Raw genomic sequence first — 16,005 nt, forward strand, 5'->3', positions numbered from 1 at the left:
CGTTCGTCGCGCGATGCCTGAACGACAGTTTCAGGCATCGCGCTTGTCATTCGGCCTTTGAGAGGGAGGCCTTTCCGATGAAAACGCGATTGCGGTTTCGCACTGAAGCTCCGCTGCCTGTTTTCGACCGCTGCTTTCCCTCCGCGAGGCAGGTCTCATGACCCATGCCTCGGGTCAGTTTGGCCGGGAGAGCGGGCGCCCTAGTAGTCCAGGTAGCGCGCGCTGGCAAAGCCGCGGCGGCCAGAGGGGCCGGTCAGTTCGAACCACATCCAGTCGCTCTCGATGCAGGCGGCCAGCTTGTCCTCGTCGTAGGGTTCTGCCGCGTCCGCCGCGCGGCACAGTGCGGCGCAGGCCTCTGCCTCGGGGTGGGTCCAGTCCACCACCGGTGCCTCGGGGACGGTATAGACCGACCCCAGCGGCAACTCGTCGATGCGCTCTGACTCGTGGGTGATGCCTTCGCGCAGCGAGGTGTAATTCTGCACGTCGACGACCCGTGCGATCCGGCTTTCCGCGATGCAGGGGCTGGGTCCCGCGCTTTCGACCGGGGCAGGCGTCGGCGCCGCGTCCGGCGCGGCCTGCGGCTTCGGTGCGGGGGCCAGCTCTGCCAGCGGCGTATCGGCGGCGAAGAAGGCAAGCGGCGGGATCGGGCGCCAGCGGTCGGGCGGGACCTCTCCGCGCAGGCAGCCTTCGGGGCCGACCCGGGTCGACTGGCTTTCCCGGAACCCGCAGATCACCGGAACCGTGGCACCGTCCGGCTGTGCGACCAGCCCGATCGCGCAGTCATAGCGCATCATGCCTGCGAAACTGATCGCCGTGCGCCGCCCGTCGGCAAAGCCCTCCTGACCCTCTTCGGTGGTGATCGTGGCGCTGTATCCGTCGGGTTCATAGGGGATCTGGTCCCGTTCCAGCCGCGCATCCCAGGTCGTCATGTTCTGGCAGGCGTAGAACTTGCCCTCTTCGGTCGGGCCACGCTCGGGAAAGCCGTAAAGCGCGATGTCCCAGCGTCCGGCCTTGTTGACCGTGTCGATCTCGTAGAACTCGGCGCCCTTGTATTGCAGCATCGCCTCCATCAGGTCGCCGTCCACGAAGGGGCGCGGCACCTCGGGGCGGGGCCGGGCGGCCAGCGCCAGCAGCCGCAGCGTCGCCTGTATCGCAAGGTCGAAGGCGGCCTCGACCTCTGCGGCGCTGTACTCCCGGTCACGGTCCAGCGTCAGCTCGGGTTGATGAAAGCCCAGCCGCGCGCGCGGATGCATCCTGCGGTTGGTGACCGGCAGGCTTTCGTGCTGCGCCGCCGTGCCGAACATGAAGACCAGCGCGCAGGACGACAGGCATTCGGCGCCCTCGTCGACGACCGTGCCGATGCGGTTGTCCAGAAGCACCTGCGCCAGTTCCAGCGTGGCGGCAAGGCTGCCGCCGGGGCTGTCGAGACAGAGCACCTTCCATCGGCCGTCCTCGAAATCCGGCCAGTCGTCGGGGCGGTCCATCCCGGCCTGCGACAGCTCCCGTGCATCGCCGGGCAGGATCTCGCCCGTCAGGGTCAGCTGGCAGAGCCCCGGTTTGCCCGGCCCGATCTCTGCGGCACAGACGAGGCCGGGCAGGATCAGGGCAAAGAGGCAGGCGAACAGGCGGGGCATGAAACGGTTTCCTTCCAATCGGCCCGGGCGCCGTTATTCGGCGGCGATCCGGATCACCGGCTCCATGCTAGCAAATTCCTCTTCGGAAAGGTGGCATTTTACCTGATGCCCCTGGGCCATCTGCCGCAGGGGGGGCACCTCGCGCTCGCACAGGTTGTCCGGCACGCGGGCCTTCCAACGGCAGCGTGTCTGGAAGGGGCAGCCCGGCGGCGGGTTCATGGCCGAGGGGATGTCGCCCTCAAGCACGATGTGCTGCTTTTCCACCCGGGTGTCGGCGATCGGCACGGCGGACAGCAGCGCCTGGGTGTAGGGGTGGTAGGGCGGCGCGAAGACCTGCTCGGTCTCGCCCAGTTCGACCACATGGCCAAGGTACATGACCATGACCCGGTCGCTGAGATAGCGCACGATGGACAGGTCGTGCGAGATGAACAGCAGCGTGGTCTTCTGGGCGCGCTGGATCTCCATCAGAAGGTCGGTGACGGCGGCCTGCACCGAGACATCCAGCGCCGAGACCGGTTCGTCCGCCACCACGATCCGCGCGCCGCCGGCAAAGGCCCGCGCGATGCCGACCCGCTGCTTCTGCCCGCCCGAAAGCTGGCGCGGCATGCGCTCGGCAAAGGCGCGCGGCAGCTTCACCAGATCCAGCAGGTGCAGCATCCTCTCGCGCCGCTCGGCATCATCGCGGCCCGCGCCGAAGATCTCCAGCGCCCGGGTGATCTGGCGGCCCACGGTCATCGAGGGGTTGAGCGTGTCGAAGGGGTTCTGAAAGACCATCTGCACATCGGCCACGGTCCGGGTGTCGCGCCTTTCGATGGGCGTCGACTGGATCTCGCGGTTGTCCAGCACGATGGCGCCCGCGGTGGCCGTCTCCAGCCCCATCAGCACCTTGGCGAGGGTCGACTTGCCGCACCCGCTTTCCCCCACGATGGCCAGCGTCTCGCTTTCGCGTGCCTCGAAGCTGAGCGTCTCGTTGGCCTTCACCACCCGGCGCGCGCCCGAGCCAAGCAGCGCATTGGCCGCGACCTCGTAGTATTTCTTCAGCCGGTCGAACTTCAGCACCACAGGCCCGGGCTGCGCCTTCTCCTTGACCGAAACGGCCTGCGGCGGCGCCTCCCAGTCGATGTCGTGAAGCCGCAGGCAGCGCGAGCGGTGGCGCGCGCCGCCCGGTACCATCTCCATCGGCACCCGCTTCACCGCATCGCAGCGCCCGGGCTGGAAATAGGCGCAGCGCGGGCCGAAGTTGCAGCCGTCGGGGCGCTCGTGGGGCAGGGGGAAGTTGCCCGGGATCGCCACCAGCGGCCGCGCCGCCTTGTCCGCCCCGGGCAGCGGGATCGAGCGGAACAGCGCCTGCGTATAGGGGTGGCGCATCCGGTCGAAGACATCGCCGATGGCGCCGGTCTCCACCGCCTCGCCGGAGTACATCACGCAGATGCGGTCGCAGGTCTCCAGCACCAGACCCAGGTTGTGGCTGATGAACAGCATCGAGGTGCCGTATTTCCGGCCCAGCTCCTTGACCAGCTCCACCACCGCCGCCTCGACGGTCACGTCCAGCGCCGTGGTCGGCTCGTCGAGGATCAGAAGCGCGGGTTCCGCCATCAGCGCCAGGGCGATGACGATGCGCTGCTGCTGGCCGCCCGACAGCTGGTGCGGATAGCTGTCGAGAATGCGCCGGGGATCCGGCAGCTTGACGTCCGTGACCATCTGCAGCGCCCGGTCATGGGCCTCCTTCTCCGAGGCGCCCGCATGGATCATCGGCACCTCCATCAGCTGCCTGCCGATCTTCATGGCCGGGTTCAGCGAGGCCATGGGCTCCTGGTAGATCATCGCGATCTCCGACCCGCGCAGCCGCTGCAGCTCTTCCGCGCTCATCGCGCCCAGATCGCGCCCCTTGAACCGGATCGATCCACCCACGACCCGCCCGTTCCGCCCAAGATCCTGCATGACCCCAAGCGCCACGGTGGACTTGCCGCAGCCGCTCTCGCCCACCAGCCCCACCGCCTCGCCAGGCATGACCGTGACGGAAAAATCCATCACTGCCGGGATCTCGCGCAGCCGCGTGAAGAAGGAAATCGACAGGTCCTCGATTTCAAGGATCGGCCCGTCATACGCCTCTGTCATTCCCGTCATCCCTCGTCTCCGGCAGGGGCGCGCCCCTGCTTCTTTGGTCCTGAAATACCTCGGGGTCCGGGGGCTGGCCCCCGGTCCGTCCGGGGTCAATCGCGCAACGTCTCTTCCCGCAGCCCGTCCGCCAGCAGGTTCAGCCCCAGCACCAGCGACAAGAGCGCGAAGGCCGGCGGCAGCGCGGGGTGCAGGTAGATCGACAAGAGCTTGCGCCCGTCGTTGATCGTCGATCCCCAGTCCGGGCTCTCGGGCGGCAGCCCCAGCCCGAAGAACCCCAGCGTGCCCAGAAGGATCGTGGTGTAGCCGATGCGCAGGCAGAAATCGACGATCAGCGGCCCGCGCGCATTGGGCAGGATCTCCCACAGCATGATGTACCACGGGCGCTCGCCCCGGGTCTGGGCGGCGGCGACATAGTCGCGGGTCTTGATGTCCATCGCCAGCCCCCGGACGATGCGGAAGACCGTCGGCGCATTCACGAAGACCACCGAGACGAAGACCACCAGGATCCCCGGCGGCACGTCGAAGAAATCCAGCGGCCAGAAGGCGATCCGCGATCCCGGCTGATTGATCACCGACAGGTAGACCAGCGCCATCGGCCCCAGCACCAGCGCCAGCCACAGCCGGTCCTTCGACGGCTGTGTGCGATAGAGCGCATGGATGAGGACGCCCGCGAAGACGATGGGGAAGGCAAACAGCACCACCGCCATATATTGCGGCAACCCGGTTGCCACGATCTCGGGCGTGACCAGCAGGTAGAACAGCAGGATCACCGGGAAGGCGAGGATGAGGTTGGCGAGGAAGGACAGGAACAGGTCCAGCCTGCCGCCGTAGTAGCCCGCGGGCAGGCCCAGCGTGATGCCCACCATGAAGGCGAAGAGCGTCGCCAGCGGCGCGATCTGGATCACCACGACCGCCCCCTTGACCACACGGCTGAAGACGTCGCGGGCAAGGTTGTCGCCGCCCAGCAGGTACCACGGGTATTCACCCTCTTCCGCGCCGCGCAGGGGCGTGCCGGGGACCTTGTTCTTCATGCCAGAGACCTGGTCCAGCGGCGGATGCGTGGCGATCAGGTCGAAGAGCCCGGTGAAGAGGGCTGTGTAGACCCAGAACATCACGAGGCCGAAGCCGATCATGCCGATGGTCGAGTCGAAAAGCTTGCCGTACAGCCCCAGCCGCCGTTTGTAGGTGATCGACAGGCCGAAGGTCAGCGCCAGCGCGATCCAGACCGGCGTGAAGCGCTGGCTGATGGCGCCGACAATGCCCGCATCCGCGCCCAGCACCACGCCGCCCAAGAGGTAGGCCATCACGAGGGCCAGCAGCGCCAGCCCGATCCGGTTCGACACCCGCGCCGAGAGGCCGCGCAGGCCGCCCGTCGCCATGAGCGTGCCGTCGGGGTTGCTGCGGATGCCGGGATCGGGTTCGAACCACGACAGCAGGATGCGCGCCACCAGCGAGGCGGCGAAGACCGGCACCAGCACATAAAGCACCGGGTCCAGCACCGTGCCCAGCCAGCCTGTCCATGTAAGGTCTTCCATCACGCCCTCCTCAGGTCACGCTGATGCGGGGGTTCAGGTAGACATAGCCGATGTCGGAAATCAGCTGCGTCACCAGCACGACGTTGACAGAGACCACCGAGACGCCCAGCAGCAGCTCGATGTCGTTGTTGGAGGCCGCCTGCACCAGCGTCCAGCCGAAGCCCTTGTAGTTGAACAGGGTCTCGACGATCACCACGCCGTTCAGCAGCCACGGGAATTGCAGCATGATGACGGTGAAGGGGGCGATAAGGGCGTTCCTGAGCGCGTGCTTCAACACGATATTGCGGAAGGAAACGCCCTTCAGCCGCGCGGTGCGGATGTACTGCGCGGTCATGACCTCGGCCATGGCGGCCCTCGTCATCCGCGCGATATAGCCCATGCCGAAAAGCGCGATGGTCAGCACCGGCAGGAAGAAGTTCTCGAAGGTCGGGCCGTCCATGGCGCTGGTCGCGGTGCCCTTGAACCACTTCAGCCCGACGGCGGAAGATGCGAAGACCGCGATGAAGAGCACGCCCGAGACATATTCCGGCGTCGCCGTCGTGGTGATCGACACGGTCGACAGGGACCGGTCCAGCGGAGAGCCCTCTTTCATGCCCGCCAGCACGCCGATGATCAGCGCGCCGGGCACCATCAGCATCATCACCCAGAACATCAGCACGCCGGTCAGCGACAGCCGCGTGCCGATGATTTCGGCCACCGGGTCCCGGAAGACCGTCGACCAGCCCCAGTAGCCCTGCAACACGCCGCAGTAGGTCGGCGCCTCTTCGGCGCTCATGCCCGGTTCGATGCAGCGGCCCGTCACGTTGCCCTCGGCGTCGGTGTGGCGGTAGGAGGGCACCAGCCCCAGCCACTCGGCGTATTTCACCGGCGTCGGTTGCAGGTAGCCGCCCTTGTCCAGCCAGGATGCCACCGCCTCGTCCGACATGCGGAAATTGCCCTGCGTCTTGGCGAGCTTTTCAAGGTTCGGGTAAAGGTTGGTCAGGTAGAAAACCAGAAAAGTCAGGCAGAGGGCGGTCAGCAGCATGACGCCGATCCGCCTGAGTATGAACAATCCCATATGGGCCTCTCAGGGCTGGCCGGGCAGGGGGTGCATCGCCGCCCCGCCCTTGCTGGCACCCCACTTCGGGGCGCGCTGTTGCGAAACGGGCCGCCCCGGTCAGGAAACGGCCCGGTCGAGCGTCAGCGGATCCGTCAGGCGGCAAGGCCCCACTTGTAGACCTGCGGCAGGTAGGCGATGTGCTGCTCTGCGCCCAGGATGCCCTCTGCCGAATGGCGGTAGAGCGACCGCCAGTAGGGCTGGATCGTCACGCCTTCCTCGATCAGGATGGCCTGAAGCTTGCCCATGACCGCGCGGCGCTTGTCGGCGTCGGCGATGGATGAGGCCTCGGCCAGCAGGGCGTCGAATTCCTGGTTGGCAAAGCCGAACTCGTTCCAGGCCTCGCCGGACTTGTAGGCCAGCGCAAGGATCTGCACGGCCAGCGGGCGGTGGTTCCAGTTGGTCGAGCTGAAGGCGTATTTCGTCCAGTCGTTCCAGAAGGTCGAGCCGGGCAGGATCGTCCGGCGCACCTTGAAGCCCGCGTCGCGCAGCTGCGCCGCCACCGCGTCGGTGGTGTTCTTGCGCCAGTCGTCGTCGATGGACTGCAATTCGTGCTCGTAATCGGCCATGCCGGCCTCGGTCATCAGCTCCATGGCGCGGGCCGGGTCATGGGGCAGCCGCCCGACGGATGGGTCGTATTCCGGGTGGATCGGCCCGACGTGGTGGTTCTCGGCCACCGTGCCCCGGTCGGCATAGCCCAGTTCCAGACAGATCGCGTTGTCGACCGCCATGGCCAGCGCCTGCCGCACGCGCTTGTCGGCATAGGGCGTGTTGCCCTCGGCGTCGGTGGCCAGCTGGTTCGGACGGATCACGATGGTCGAGCCGGTCGCCACCTCGGAGTTCTGCCAGCCGATGGCATCCATGATGTCGATGAAATCGCCCACGGTCTCGTAGAAGACATCGATTTCTTCGGATTCCGCCGCCGCGACCCAGGCCGCCGGGTCCTGCCCGTAGTCGATGATTTCCAACGTGTCGATGTACCAGCCGCCTTCCTCGAAGGCTTCGTTGCCCCACCACGGGCGGTCGGATTTCTGCAGCACCGCTTTCACGCCGACGTCCATCTGTACGATGTCCATGGGGCCGGTGCCGACCAGCTCCGACAGGTCGGCGTTCGGGTCGTAGCTGGAATGCACGACCGGGGCGGGATAATCGGCGAAGCCCGCAACGATGGTGATATCGGGCTGCTTGCAGACCAGCGCCACGGTCATGTCGTCGACCACGGTGATCGCGCCCTCTGCCGCCTTGCCGGTCTGGTCGTCGATCAGCGATGCCATGCGCGCGGCCATGGAATTGCCCTCGACCGAACCGTCGCACCAGCGGGTGACATTGCGGGCCACGTCCTCGGCGGTGAAGGGATCGCCGTTCGACCAGGTGATGCCCGGGCGCACCTTCAGCGTGTATTCGGTGGCGTCGTCGTTCACCTCCCAGCTTTCCAGAAGCATGCCGCGGAAGGTCCCGTCAGAGTTGTACTCGACGAGGTATTCCAGCGTGCCGTGGGTGACATAGGCCATCTGCGTCCAGTCGTAGGTGCGCGTGTCCTTGTGGGCGCGCACCTCGCATTGCAGGCGGATGGTGCCGCCCTCCTGCATGGCGCCCTGCGCGCGGGCCGGCTGGGACAGACCGCCCAGCATGTAGGCCGCGCCCGCCGTCAGCCCAAGCGCCGTGCTGCGGGCCAGGAACTCGCGGCGGCCAAGCTGGCCTGCCCTGAACTCGCGCGCATAAAGCTTGGCGGCGGGATGGACCCGGTCCTGGCTGTGCGTATCGGTCATCTTGGTCTCCCTGTGACACGGATGGGTGTCGTTAACTCGGTTACGGTTGGCCACGGGCGCGCCGGACCCGCGAGGCGGAAGGGGCTGATCGCATTGCGCATGCCGCAAGTCGATGCGTCAAAGCCCGAATTCGACATTCCGTGGTCAAAATACGACATGGTTACCATTCAAAAGCGACATCGTCGGAAAGGCAACGGGGCAAAGGACAATGTCACAAGACCTTTACGCGCGCCGGGGCGAGGCGCGGGCGGCGCCCGCGCGCAGGGCGCTGGGGGTGAGGCCGGTGTGGCTCTGGATGAAGCGGGTGAAATAGGCCGGCGAGGCAAAGCCCAGGCCGCGCGCGATCTCCTGCACCGGCGGGCGCGGGCTTTCCAGCGCAACGCGGGCGGCATGCAGGCGCCGTTCCGTCAGCAGGTCGGCGGCGGTCTTGCCGCAGCACTGGCGACAGACCCGCGACAGATGTGTGGGCGTGACGCCCAGCACCCCGGCATGATGGGCGATCGGCTCGGCGCTGCGGAATTCGCGGGTGACAAGGCGGGCGTAGCGCCGGACCAGCCGCAGGGCGGCGGTCTCTTCCGGGGCCTCGGCGGCGCCGGCCTCGATCTGGCGGCGCAACCAGATGGCGACCAGTTGCAGCCGCGCCTCCAGCGCATCGCCCATCAGCGACCGCGCGCGCTGGGTCTCGCGGGCCATGGCGTCGATCTCTCCGGTCAGTTCGGCCTGCGCCAGCCCGTCGCGGATGCGCAAGAGCAGCGGCTCTTGCGGCATGCGCGGCGCCAGCCCGTGCGGCGATTGGACATAAAGCGCCTGCGTGCCCTGTTGAAGATCCAGCGCAAAGAGCGTCCCGGCGGGCAGGAAGATCGCGTGATGCATGGACAGGCCGCGCCGCAGGCCGTTGATCGTCACGCGGCCCTGTCCGCGGGTGATCCACAGCAGGCAATCCTCTTCGCGGTCGTGCGACAGGGTGTATTTCCACGGCGCGGCCTGCAATTCCGGGCCGAAAGAGCCGCTGCGGACGGGGCCACCGGCGCGGGCCGGTGCCGGGGGCATCGGGTTGCGCAGGAAGCCCGGTCGGCTCATGGCGTGCTCATGTCGATCTGCGGCCAGTTGCCCATCCGCGCCCGGAACCAGGTGCGCTGCCGCTTGGCGAATTGCCGGGTCAGGATGGTGGCGCGGTCGATCACCCGGTCCAGATCCATGGTGCCGTCCAGATAGGCCATAAGCTCCGCCGCGCCGATGGCCTTGGCCGAAGGCAGGTCGGGGCGCCAGCTGGGGCGGTTGTTTCGGGCTTCGTCCAGGGCGCCGTCCTCGATCATCTGGCGAAAGCGCGTCTCGATCCGGGGCGTCAGCCAGTCCTTGGGTGCATGAAGCAGGATCGGCTGCGCCTTGGGAAGGGGCAGCAGCGGCGGCGGCGTCTCGTCCTGCCAGTCGGCCAGCCCGCGCCCGGTGGCGCGCTGGACTTCCCAGGCGCGGGCCACGCGGGCGGGGTTCTGGCGGTCGATGCGCGCGGCGGTCCGGGCATCGAGATCCGCCAGCAGCGCGGGCAGGCCATGGGCCGCCAGCAGCGCCTCGCCCTCGGCGCGGATCGCGGGCGGCACGGGGGGGATCTGCGCCAGCCCCTCGGTCAGCGCGGTGAAATACAGGCCGGTGCCGCCCACGATGATCGGGCGCGGGCCGTGCAGAAGCGGCGCGAGATCGCGCAGCCAGTCGCCGACGCTGTAGGCCTGCGTGCCGGGGACATGGCCGAAGAGCGCATGCGGCGCGCGCGCCTCTTCCGCGACCGAGGGGCGGGCGGTCAGCACCCGCCAGTCCCCGAAGACCTGTATCGCGTCGGCATTGACGACCGTGCCGCCCTGCGTCTCGGCGATCCGCAGCGCCAGCGCCGATTTCCCGCTGGCGGTCGGCCCGGCGATCAGCACCGGGCGCGCCGGGTCCAGCGCGGAAATGCGCGCGGTGATCGCGGTGCTGTCGCTCATCCTGCCCTCGGTCCCTCTGGTGGCGGTGTTCACCCTCCGTGCACCATTGCGGCGCGGGCGGTTTTCGGCCACATATGCCCGCAATCCTACCCCCGGGCCAAGACGGAGCGCAACATGAGCGACACATCCATTCAACCCGCCGCTTTCCAGCGCATCATGCTCAAGATTTCCGGCGAGGCTCTGATGGGCCCCGAGGGCTACGGCCTGCATCCGCCGACCGTCGAGCGCATCGCCCGCGAGGTGCAGGCGGTGCATGCCCTCGGCGTCGAGATCTGCATGGTGATCGGTGGCGGCAACGTCTTCCGGGGCCTCGCCGGGTCGGCTCAGGGCATGGAACGGACGACCGCCGATTACATGGGCATGCTGGCCACGGTGATGAACGCTCTGGCCATGCAGTCGGCGCTGGAAGGTCTGGGCGTCTTCACCCGGGTGATCAGCGCGATCCGCATGGACGAGGTGGCAGAGCCCTACATCCGCCGCCGCGCCGTCCGCCACCTGGAGAAGAAGCGCGTCTGCATCTTCGCCGCCGGGACCGGGAACCCCTATTTCACCACCGACACCGCCGCCGCGCTGCGCGCCAACGAGATGGCCTGCGAGGCGATCCTGATGGGCAAGAACGGCACCGACGGCGTCTACGACAAGGACCCGCGCGCCCATGCGGACGCGGTGCGCTTCGACGAGGTCACCTTCGACGAGGTGCTGTCGAAGAACCTCAAGGTCATGGATGCCTCCGCGATCGCGCTGGCGCGGGACAACAACATGCCGCTGATCGTCTTCTCGCTGGACGAACCGGGCGGTTTCCGCGGCATCCTCGAAGGCAAGGGCACCTGCACGCGCATCCACGCGTAACGGCGGTCGGCCCGGGTAGGCCGGGCCGCTGCCGGAACAGGCCCGGCAGGACCTGCGGCGCGGCATTGGGGCAGGGCATCAGGGCGCCCGTCTGGGTCTGCAGACCTGCCTCGGTGCGGGTGGGCTTGTCGCCGTCGTAGACTGCGCTGAAGGCCTGCGCCCGCCTGACGCGGCCCTGAACCCTCTGCCGCGACCCAGCCGCACAGCTTTGACCCGGTCTCCGACGCGCGGGATGTCCCAGGTGCCTGCGGAACAGACGGTCTGACAAGGGATCCGGGCGGCTCGACAGCCATTTGAACGCAGAAAAAAGACCGCAGCGACAGGGCGCGGCGGTCTTTCGCTGTTTCCGGCTGACGACCATGAACACCCGGTGCAGGGCGGGCCGTGGCCCGCCCTCCCGGGGCCTAGTCCTCTGTGTGGGTCAGCTTCGGCACATCCGATGCGCCCGCCGTGCCCCGCCCCGACAACGAGGGGTTTTCCATGAAGAAGCGGTGGCAGTTGAAAGAGAAGGCCCCCTCCGGCATGGGGTGGCGGGTGAAGGCGCCCGAGGGCTCCATGACCCAGCTTTGCGCCGTATCGGCAAGGTTCGCGGCCATGATCTGGCTGACGATCTGCGCCTTCACGGTGGCGTTCATGATCTCCACCCCGGTCTCGACCCGGCGGTTCAGGTTGCGGCCCATCCAGTCCGCCGAGGACATGAAGACCCGCGCCTTGGCATGGGGCAGGCCGTGGCCGTTGCCGAAACAGGCGATGCGCGAATGTTCGAGGAAGCGGCCCACGATGCTCTTCACCCGGATGTTCTCGGACAGGCCCTTCACGCCCGGACGCAGCCCGCAGATGCCCCGGATCACGCAGTCGATCCGCACCCCGGCCTGCGAGGCGCGGTAAAGCGCGTCGATCATGTCGGGCTCGATCAGCGAGTTCATCTTGATCCAGATCTGCGCGGGCTTGCCCTTGGCCGCATGCGCCATCTCGGCCTCGATCATCTCGATCATGCCGGACTTCAGGTCGTGGGGCGAGATATGCAGGTTCTCCAGCCCCTCCGGCATGGCGTAGCCGGACAGGTAGTTGAAGATCTTCGCCGCATCGCGCCCCAGCGCCGCATCGCAGGTGAAGAAGCTGAGGTCGGTGTAGATCTTCGCGGTGATCGGGTGGTAGTTGCCGGTGCCCCAATGGGTGTAGGTCACCAGCTTGTCGCCCTCGCGCCGCACCACCGAGGAAATCTTGGCATGGGTCTTCCAGTCGAGGAAGCCGTAAACGACGTGGGCGCCCGACCGTTCCAGCCGCCGCGACTGGCGGATGTTGGCGGCCTCGTCGAAGCGCGCCTTCAGTTCCACCAGCGCGGTGACGGACTTGCCGTCCTCCGCGGCCTCGCAGAGCGCCTCGACGATGGGAGAGTTCTTCGACGTCCGGTAGAGCGTCTGCTTGATCGCCACCACGTCCGGGTCCTGCGCCGCCTGGTTGAGGAAGCGGACCACCATGTCGAAGGTCTCGTAGGGGTGGTGCAGCAGCATGTCCTTCTGCGCGATGGCCTTGAACATGTTGCCGTCGTGGTCCTGCACGCGCTCGGGCACGCGCGGGGTGAACAAGGGCCACAGAAGGTCGGGGCGCTGGTCGATCACCAGCTCCTTGGTATCCGCAAGGCCGATCATGCCGTCCAGCTCGATCACCTCTTCCGGCTCGACATGCAGCTCGCGCATGACGATATTGCGCAGCGCCTTGGGGGCGCCGGTGGTGACGGTCAGCCGCACCACCTCGCCGCGACGGCGGCGCTTCAGCGCCACCTCGAACTCGCGCACCAGGTCCTCGGCCTCTTCCTCGACTTCCAGGTCGCTGTCGCGCAGCACGCGGAAGCCGAAGTGGTCCTTGCTGCGATAGCCCGGAAACAGGCTGTCGATATGCAGCAGGATCACGTCTTCCAGCAGGATGAAGCGGTGGGTGCCGTCCTCGGCGGGCAGGCGCATGAAGCGGTCGATCTGCGCGGGCACCGGCAGCAGCGCCTGCAACGCGCGCTTGTCGCGCATCCGCTCCAGCTGCAGGGCAAGGCAGTAGCCCATGTTGGCGATGAAGGGGAAGGGATGCGCCGGGTCGATGGCCAGCGGCGAAAGCACCGGAAAGACCTGGTTCAGGAAGGCCTCGTTCAGATAGGCGCGGTCGGCGTCGGTCAGGTCCTTGCGCAGCACCACGTGGATGCCCTGTTCGACCATCAGGGCGCGCAACTCGCCCCAGACCGTCTGCTGCTGCGCCATCAGGCGGCGCGCATCCTCGTCGATCAGCACCAGCTGTTCCGCCGGCGTCAACCCGTCGGCGGCCGGGGCGGTGTTGCCCGCATGGGCCAGCTCGCGCAGGCCGGCGACGCGGACGGTATAGAACTCGTCGAGGTTCGCCGCCGAGATCGAGGCGAAGCGCAGCCGCTCCAGCAGCGGCACGCGCGGGTTCTCGGCCTCTTCCAGCACACGCCAGTTGAAGCCCAGCCAGCTGAGCTCGCGGTTGAAGAAGCGCCCGGGTCCGGACAGGTCGAGATCCGGCAGGTCGATGGCAGGCGGGAGCGGGGATTTGAGGAAATCGGCTTGAGTCATGGGGGGCTTATGCGGATGAAGTGCAACGGTTTCATGACGCGGAACGCCGCGCCCGGGCACCCACACTCTGCCGTGTTCCGTGGGCCCGCCGCAAGCCCCCAAGGGACTGCCGCGCGGAAAGCCCGTTCCGGCCCCCGACCCGCCGCCGACAGGGACCCGCCCTGGGTTTCTTCTTGGCAAAAATACCTGTCTGGCCGGTGGGTCGCGGGCGGGCCGCTTGCGGATCTGCCCGGTCCCGTGCCCGGGTGCCGGGGCAGCGGCGCCGCGCCCCGTGGCGTTACGCCGCGATCAGAGCCCGGGGCCCAGCCGCTCCAGGGCCTCTGCGGCCATGCGCCGGGACACCGCTTTCTTCGCCGCCAGCGAATCCGCGCTCAGCGCCTCGGCCAGCGCGCGGGCGGCGCGGTAGCTGCGCGGCATGTGGCTGACGAGATAGGGGATGACATCGGGCCGCACCTGGGTCTGGTGGTCGGACAGCAGTTTCGCCAGCAGCATGGTCAGCAGCAGGTCGTCCGGTTCGGACAGCCGTGCCGCCTGCGCGCCCTGCACGCGGCTTTGCAGGTCGGGCAGGCCCAGCCGCCAGCGCGCGGGTTCGCGGGCCGCGGTCATCAGCAGCGCGTGGCCCTGCGCCAGGCAAAGGTTGTGCAGGTGAAAGAGCGCCCGCTCGCAGGCGGCGTTTCCGGCGATGGCCTCGACGTTCTCGACGCAGGCCGGTGCCTCGGCCAGCCCCGGCACGCTGTCTTCCGACAGCGCCCTGGCTTCGACGATCCGGGCGCCCGATAGCGAGGCCCAGACATGCGCGAGATGCGTCTTGCCGCTGCCTTCGGGGCCGTAGACCACCATCTTGCGCGACGGCCAGTTGCGCCAGGCCTCGACCTGCGCCACGGCCAGTGCATTGGCAGGGCTGACGAAAAAGTCCTCACGCCCCAGTGCCTCGAGTGCAGGCAGGGGCAGGGGAAGCTGCTCTGGACCGCTCATGGCTCGTCGTGCTCCTGCCCGAGCCCGAGGTACAGCCGGCTGCCCTTGTAGCGATCCACAAGAAAACGCGCGACGACCCCCAGCGCGGCGGCGACGGGCACCGCCACCAGCAGGCCCACGAAACCGAAGAGCGAGCCGAAGACCGACAGCGCCAGCAGCAGCCACACCGGGTGCAGCCCGACAGAGTTGCCGACCAGGCGCGGCGTCAGCACATTGCCTTCGATGAACTGGCCGGACTGGAAGATCGCCCAGACCACGATGATCCAGACCCAGTCGCCCCAGAATTGGAACAGCGCGAGGCCGATGGCCAGCACCCCGCCGACGATGGCGCCGACATAGGGAATAAAGGTCAGCATCCCCGCCACGACGCCCACCACCAGCCCGAACTGCAACCCGACCAGCCAGAGCGCCCCGGCGTAATAGACGCCAAGGATCATGCAGACCGACCCCATGCCCCGGATGAAGCCCGCCAGCACGCGGTCGATTTCCCGCGCGAGGTGGCGCACGGTCGCGCGGTGGTCCAGCGGGATCATGGCATCGATCTTGGCCACCATCCGGTCCCAGTCCAGCAGCAGGTAGACCGCCACCACCGGCACGATGACGAACAGCGTCACGATGCTCAGCAGCGAGGCGACCGAGGCCAGCGCGGTGTTCATCAGCTCTCCGCCCTTGTCGCGGATCGCGGTGCCGACAGAGGTGATGGTTTCGCGCACGACGCTGCCCTCGGTCAGGACCGAGGGGAATTTCTCCGACAGGAAGGCCTGCAGGTCGCGGAACACCTGTGGCGCGGTATTGAACAGCGAGACCGTCTGGTTGACCAGCGTCGGGATGATCGCCAGCACCATGACGACGAAGATCAGGATGGTGACCACGGTGATCACGGCGGTCGCGGCGGCGCGCGACAGGCCCAGACGCTCCAGCCAGTCGGCCACCGGATCAAGGCAATAGGCGATGGCGCCGCCAAGGATGAACGGCAGAAGCACATTGCCCAGCGACCAGAGGACGACGGCAAAGATCAGGGCGGCGATGCCCCAGTATTTGAGCTGAGTCCTGACTGGCAAAGCCACGCTGCCTTTCTCCTGCTTCCGGTCGCTGTCTGGCGCAGGATTGCGCGTATCACCGCGCCGCGCAAAGGGAAAGTTGTTCCGAGAGGTCGGTGTCGCTTCCTGTCGCGACAGACCGCACAGGGCGCCCGGCCAGCCGGGTGGCGGCGGCGCGGCAGCCGGTGTCATGGCGCATCCCGCCGATGGGCATGGCCCTGTCGGGGCCGCGCCGGTCGCACGGCGGCGCGCCGGTCCTTGCCGTGACGGGGTCCGGAAGAGCCGAGCCTGCAGCTTTGGCGCGCCTTGCGCCCCCGACGCCTCTGCGCGCGCCGCCATAGGCCCCTGCCGCAAGGCTGTTGCCCCGAGAGGCGTAGCCGACAGGCAGCCGGGCAGGGCATCGGGGGGGGGGGGGGGGGGGGGGGCCCGGG

11 protein-coding genes are annotated in these 16,005 nt (G+C 67.9%); 1 reads left to right on the forward strand and 10 read right to left on the reverse strand.

Going from position 1 to position 16,005, the window contains the following annotated elements; genetic code table 11:
- Positions 1–200: 200 nt before the first annotated feature.
- The 7 genes from ACN5KJ_RS03905 to miaA all read right to left on the reverse strand — a co-directional run bounded on the left by ACN5KJ_RS03905 (position 201) and on the right by miaA (position 10,131).
- Positions 201–1,634, reverse strand: a complete 1,434-nt coding sequence (locus ACN5KJ_RS03905) for a hypothetical protein (RefSeq protein WP_418592137.1) — start codon at positions 1,632–1,634, stop codon at positions 201–203.
- A gap of 33 nt (positions 1,635–1,667) precedes the next feature.
- Positions 1,668–3,752 (reverse strand): dipeptide ABC transporter ATP-binding protein, encoded by a 2,085-nt coding sequence (locus ACN5KJ_RS03910; RefSeq protein ID WP_418592138.1) that lies wholly within the window; start codon positions 3,750–3,752, stop codon positions 1,668–1,670.
- Between the two features lie 95 nt (positions 3,753–3,847).
- The gene (locus tag ACN5KJ_RS03915; protein ID WP_418592139.1) at positions 3,848–5,290 is read right to left on the reverse strand and encodes an ABC transporter permease; all 1,443 of its coding nucleotides are present in this window, start codon (positions 5,288–5,290) and stop codon (positions 3,848–3,850) included.
- A 10-nt stretch (positions 5,291–5,300) separates the two neighbouring features.
- Positions 5,301–6,347: an ABC transporter permease gene (locus tag ACN5KJ_RS03920; protein ID WP_418592140.1), complete on the reverse strand. Its 1,047-nt coding sequence runs from the start codon at positions 6,345–6,347 to the stop codon at positions 5,301–5,303.
- A gap of 134 nt (positions 6,348–6,481) precedes the next feature.
- Positions 6,482–8,155: an ABC transporter substrate-binding protein gene (locus ACN5KJ_RS03925; RefSeq protein ID WP_418592141.1), complete on the reverse strand. Its 1,674-nt coding sequence runs from the start codon at positions 8,153–8,155 to the stop codon at positions 6,482–6,484.
- A gap of 222 nt (positions 8,156–8,377) precedes the next feature.
- The gene (locus ACN5KJ_RS03930; RefSeq protein WP_418592142.1) at positions 8,378–9,235 is read right to left on the reverse strand and encodes a helix-turn-helix domain-containing protein; all 858 of its coding nucleotides are present in this window, start codon (positions 9,233–9,235) and stop codon (positions 8,378–8,380) included.
- Complete coding sequence (gene miaA, locus ACN5KJ_RS03935; RefSeq protein ID WP_418592143.1) at positions 9,232–10,131, reverse strand: tRNA (adenosine(37)-N6)-dimethylallyltransferase MiaA; 900 nt, start codon at positions 10,129–10,131, stop codon at positions 9,232–9,234. The genes ACN5KJ_RS03930 and miaA overlap by 4 nt, the downstream gene beginning before the upstream one ends.
- A gap of 114 nt (positions 10,132–10,245) precedes the next feature.
- On the opposite strand from miaA, the gene pyrH reads away from it, so the two are divergent.
- Positions 10,246–10,980 carry a UMP kinase gene (pyrH, locus tag ACN5KJ_RS03940; protein WP_023850517.1) on the forward strand — a complete coding sequence of 245 codons (735 nt, stop codon included), beginning with the start codon at positions 10,246–10,248 and terminating at the stop codon, positions 10,978–10,980.
- Between the two features lie 404 nt (positions 10,981–11,384).
- Here pyrH and ACN5KJ_RS03945 read toward each other — a convergent pair whose 3' ends face one another.
- From ACN5KJ_RS03945 to ACN5KJ_RS03955, 3 genes are all read right to left on the reverse strand, one after another.
- Positions 11,385–13,559, reverse strand: a complete 2,175-nt coding sequence (locus ACN5KJ_RS03945) for an RNA degradosome polyphosphate kinase (protein WP_418592144.1) — start codon at positions 13,557–13,559, stop codon at positions 11,385–11,387.
- A gap of 288 nt (positions 13,560–13,847) precedes the next feature.
- Positions 13,848–14,534, reverse strand: a complete 687-nt coding sequence (locus tag ACN5KJ_RS03950; RefSeq protein ID WP_418592145.1) for a chromosomal replication initiator DnaA — start codon at positions 14,532–14,534, stop codon at positions 13,848–13,850.
- The gene (locus ACN5KJ_RS03955) at positions 14,531–15,601 is read right to left on the reverse strand and encodes an AI-2E family transporter (RefSeq protein WP_418592146.1); all 1,071 of its coding nucleotides are present in this window, start codon (positions 15,599–15,601) and stop codon (positions 14,531–14,533) included. Before ACN5KJ_RS03955 ends, ACN5KJ_RS03950 begins: the two co-directional genes overlap by 4 nt.
- Positions 15,602–16,005: the final 404 nt, after the last annotated feature.

The sequence above is a fragment of the Ponticoccus sp. (in: a-proteobacteria) genome (genome assembly GCF_048381735.1).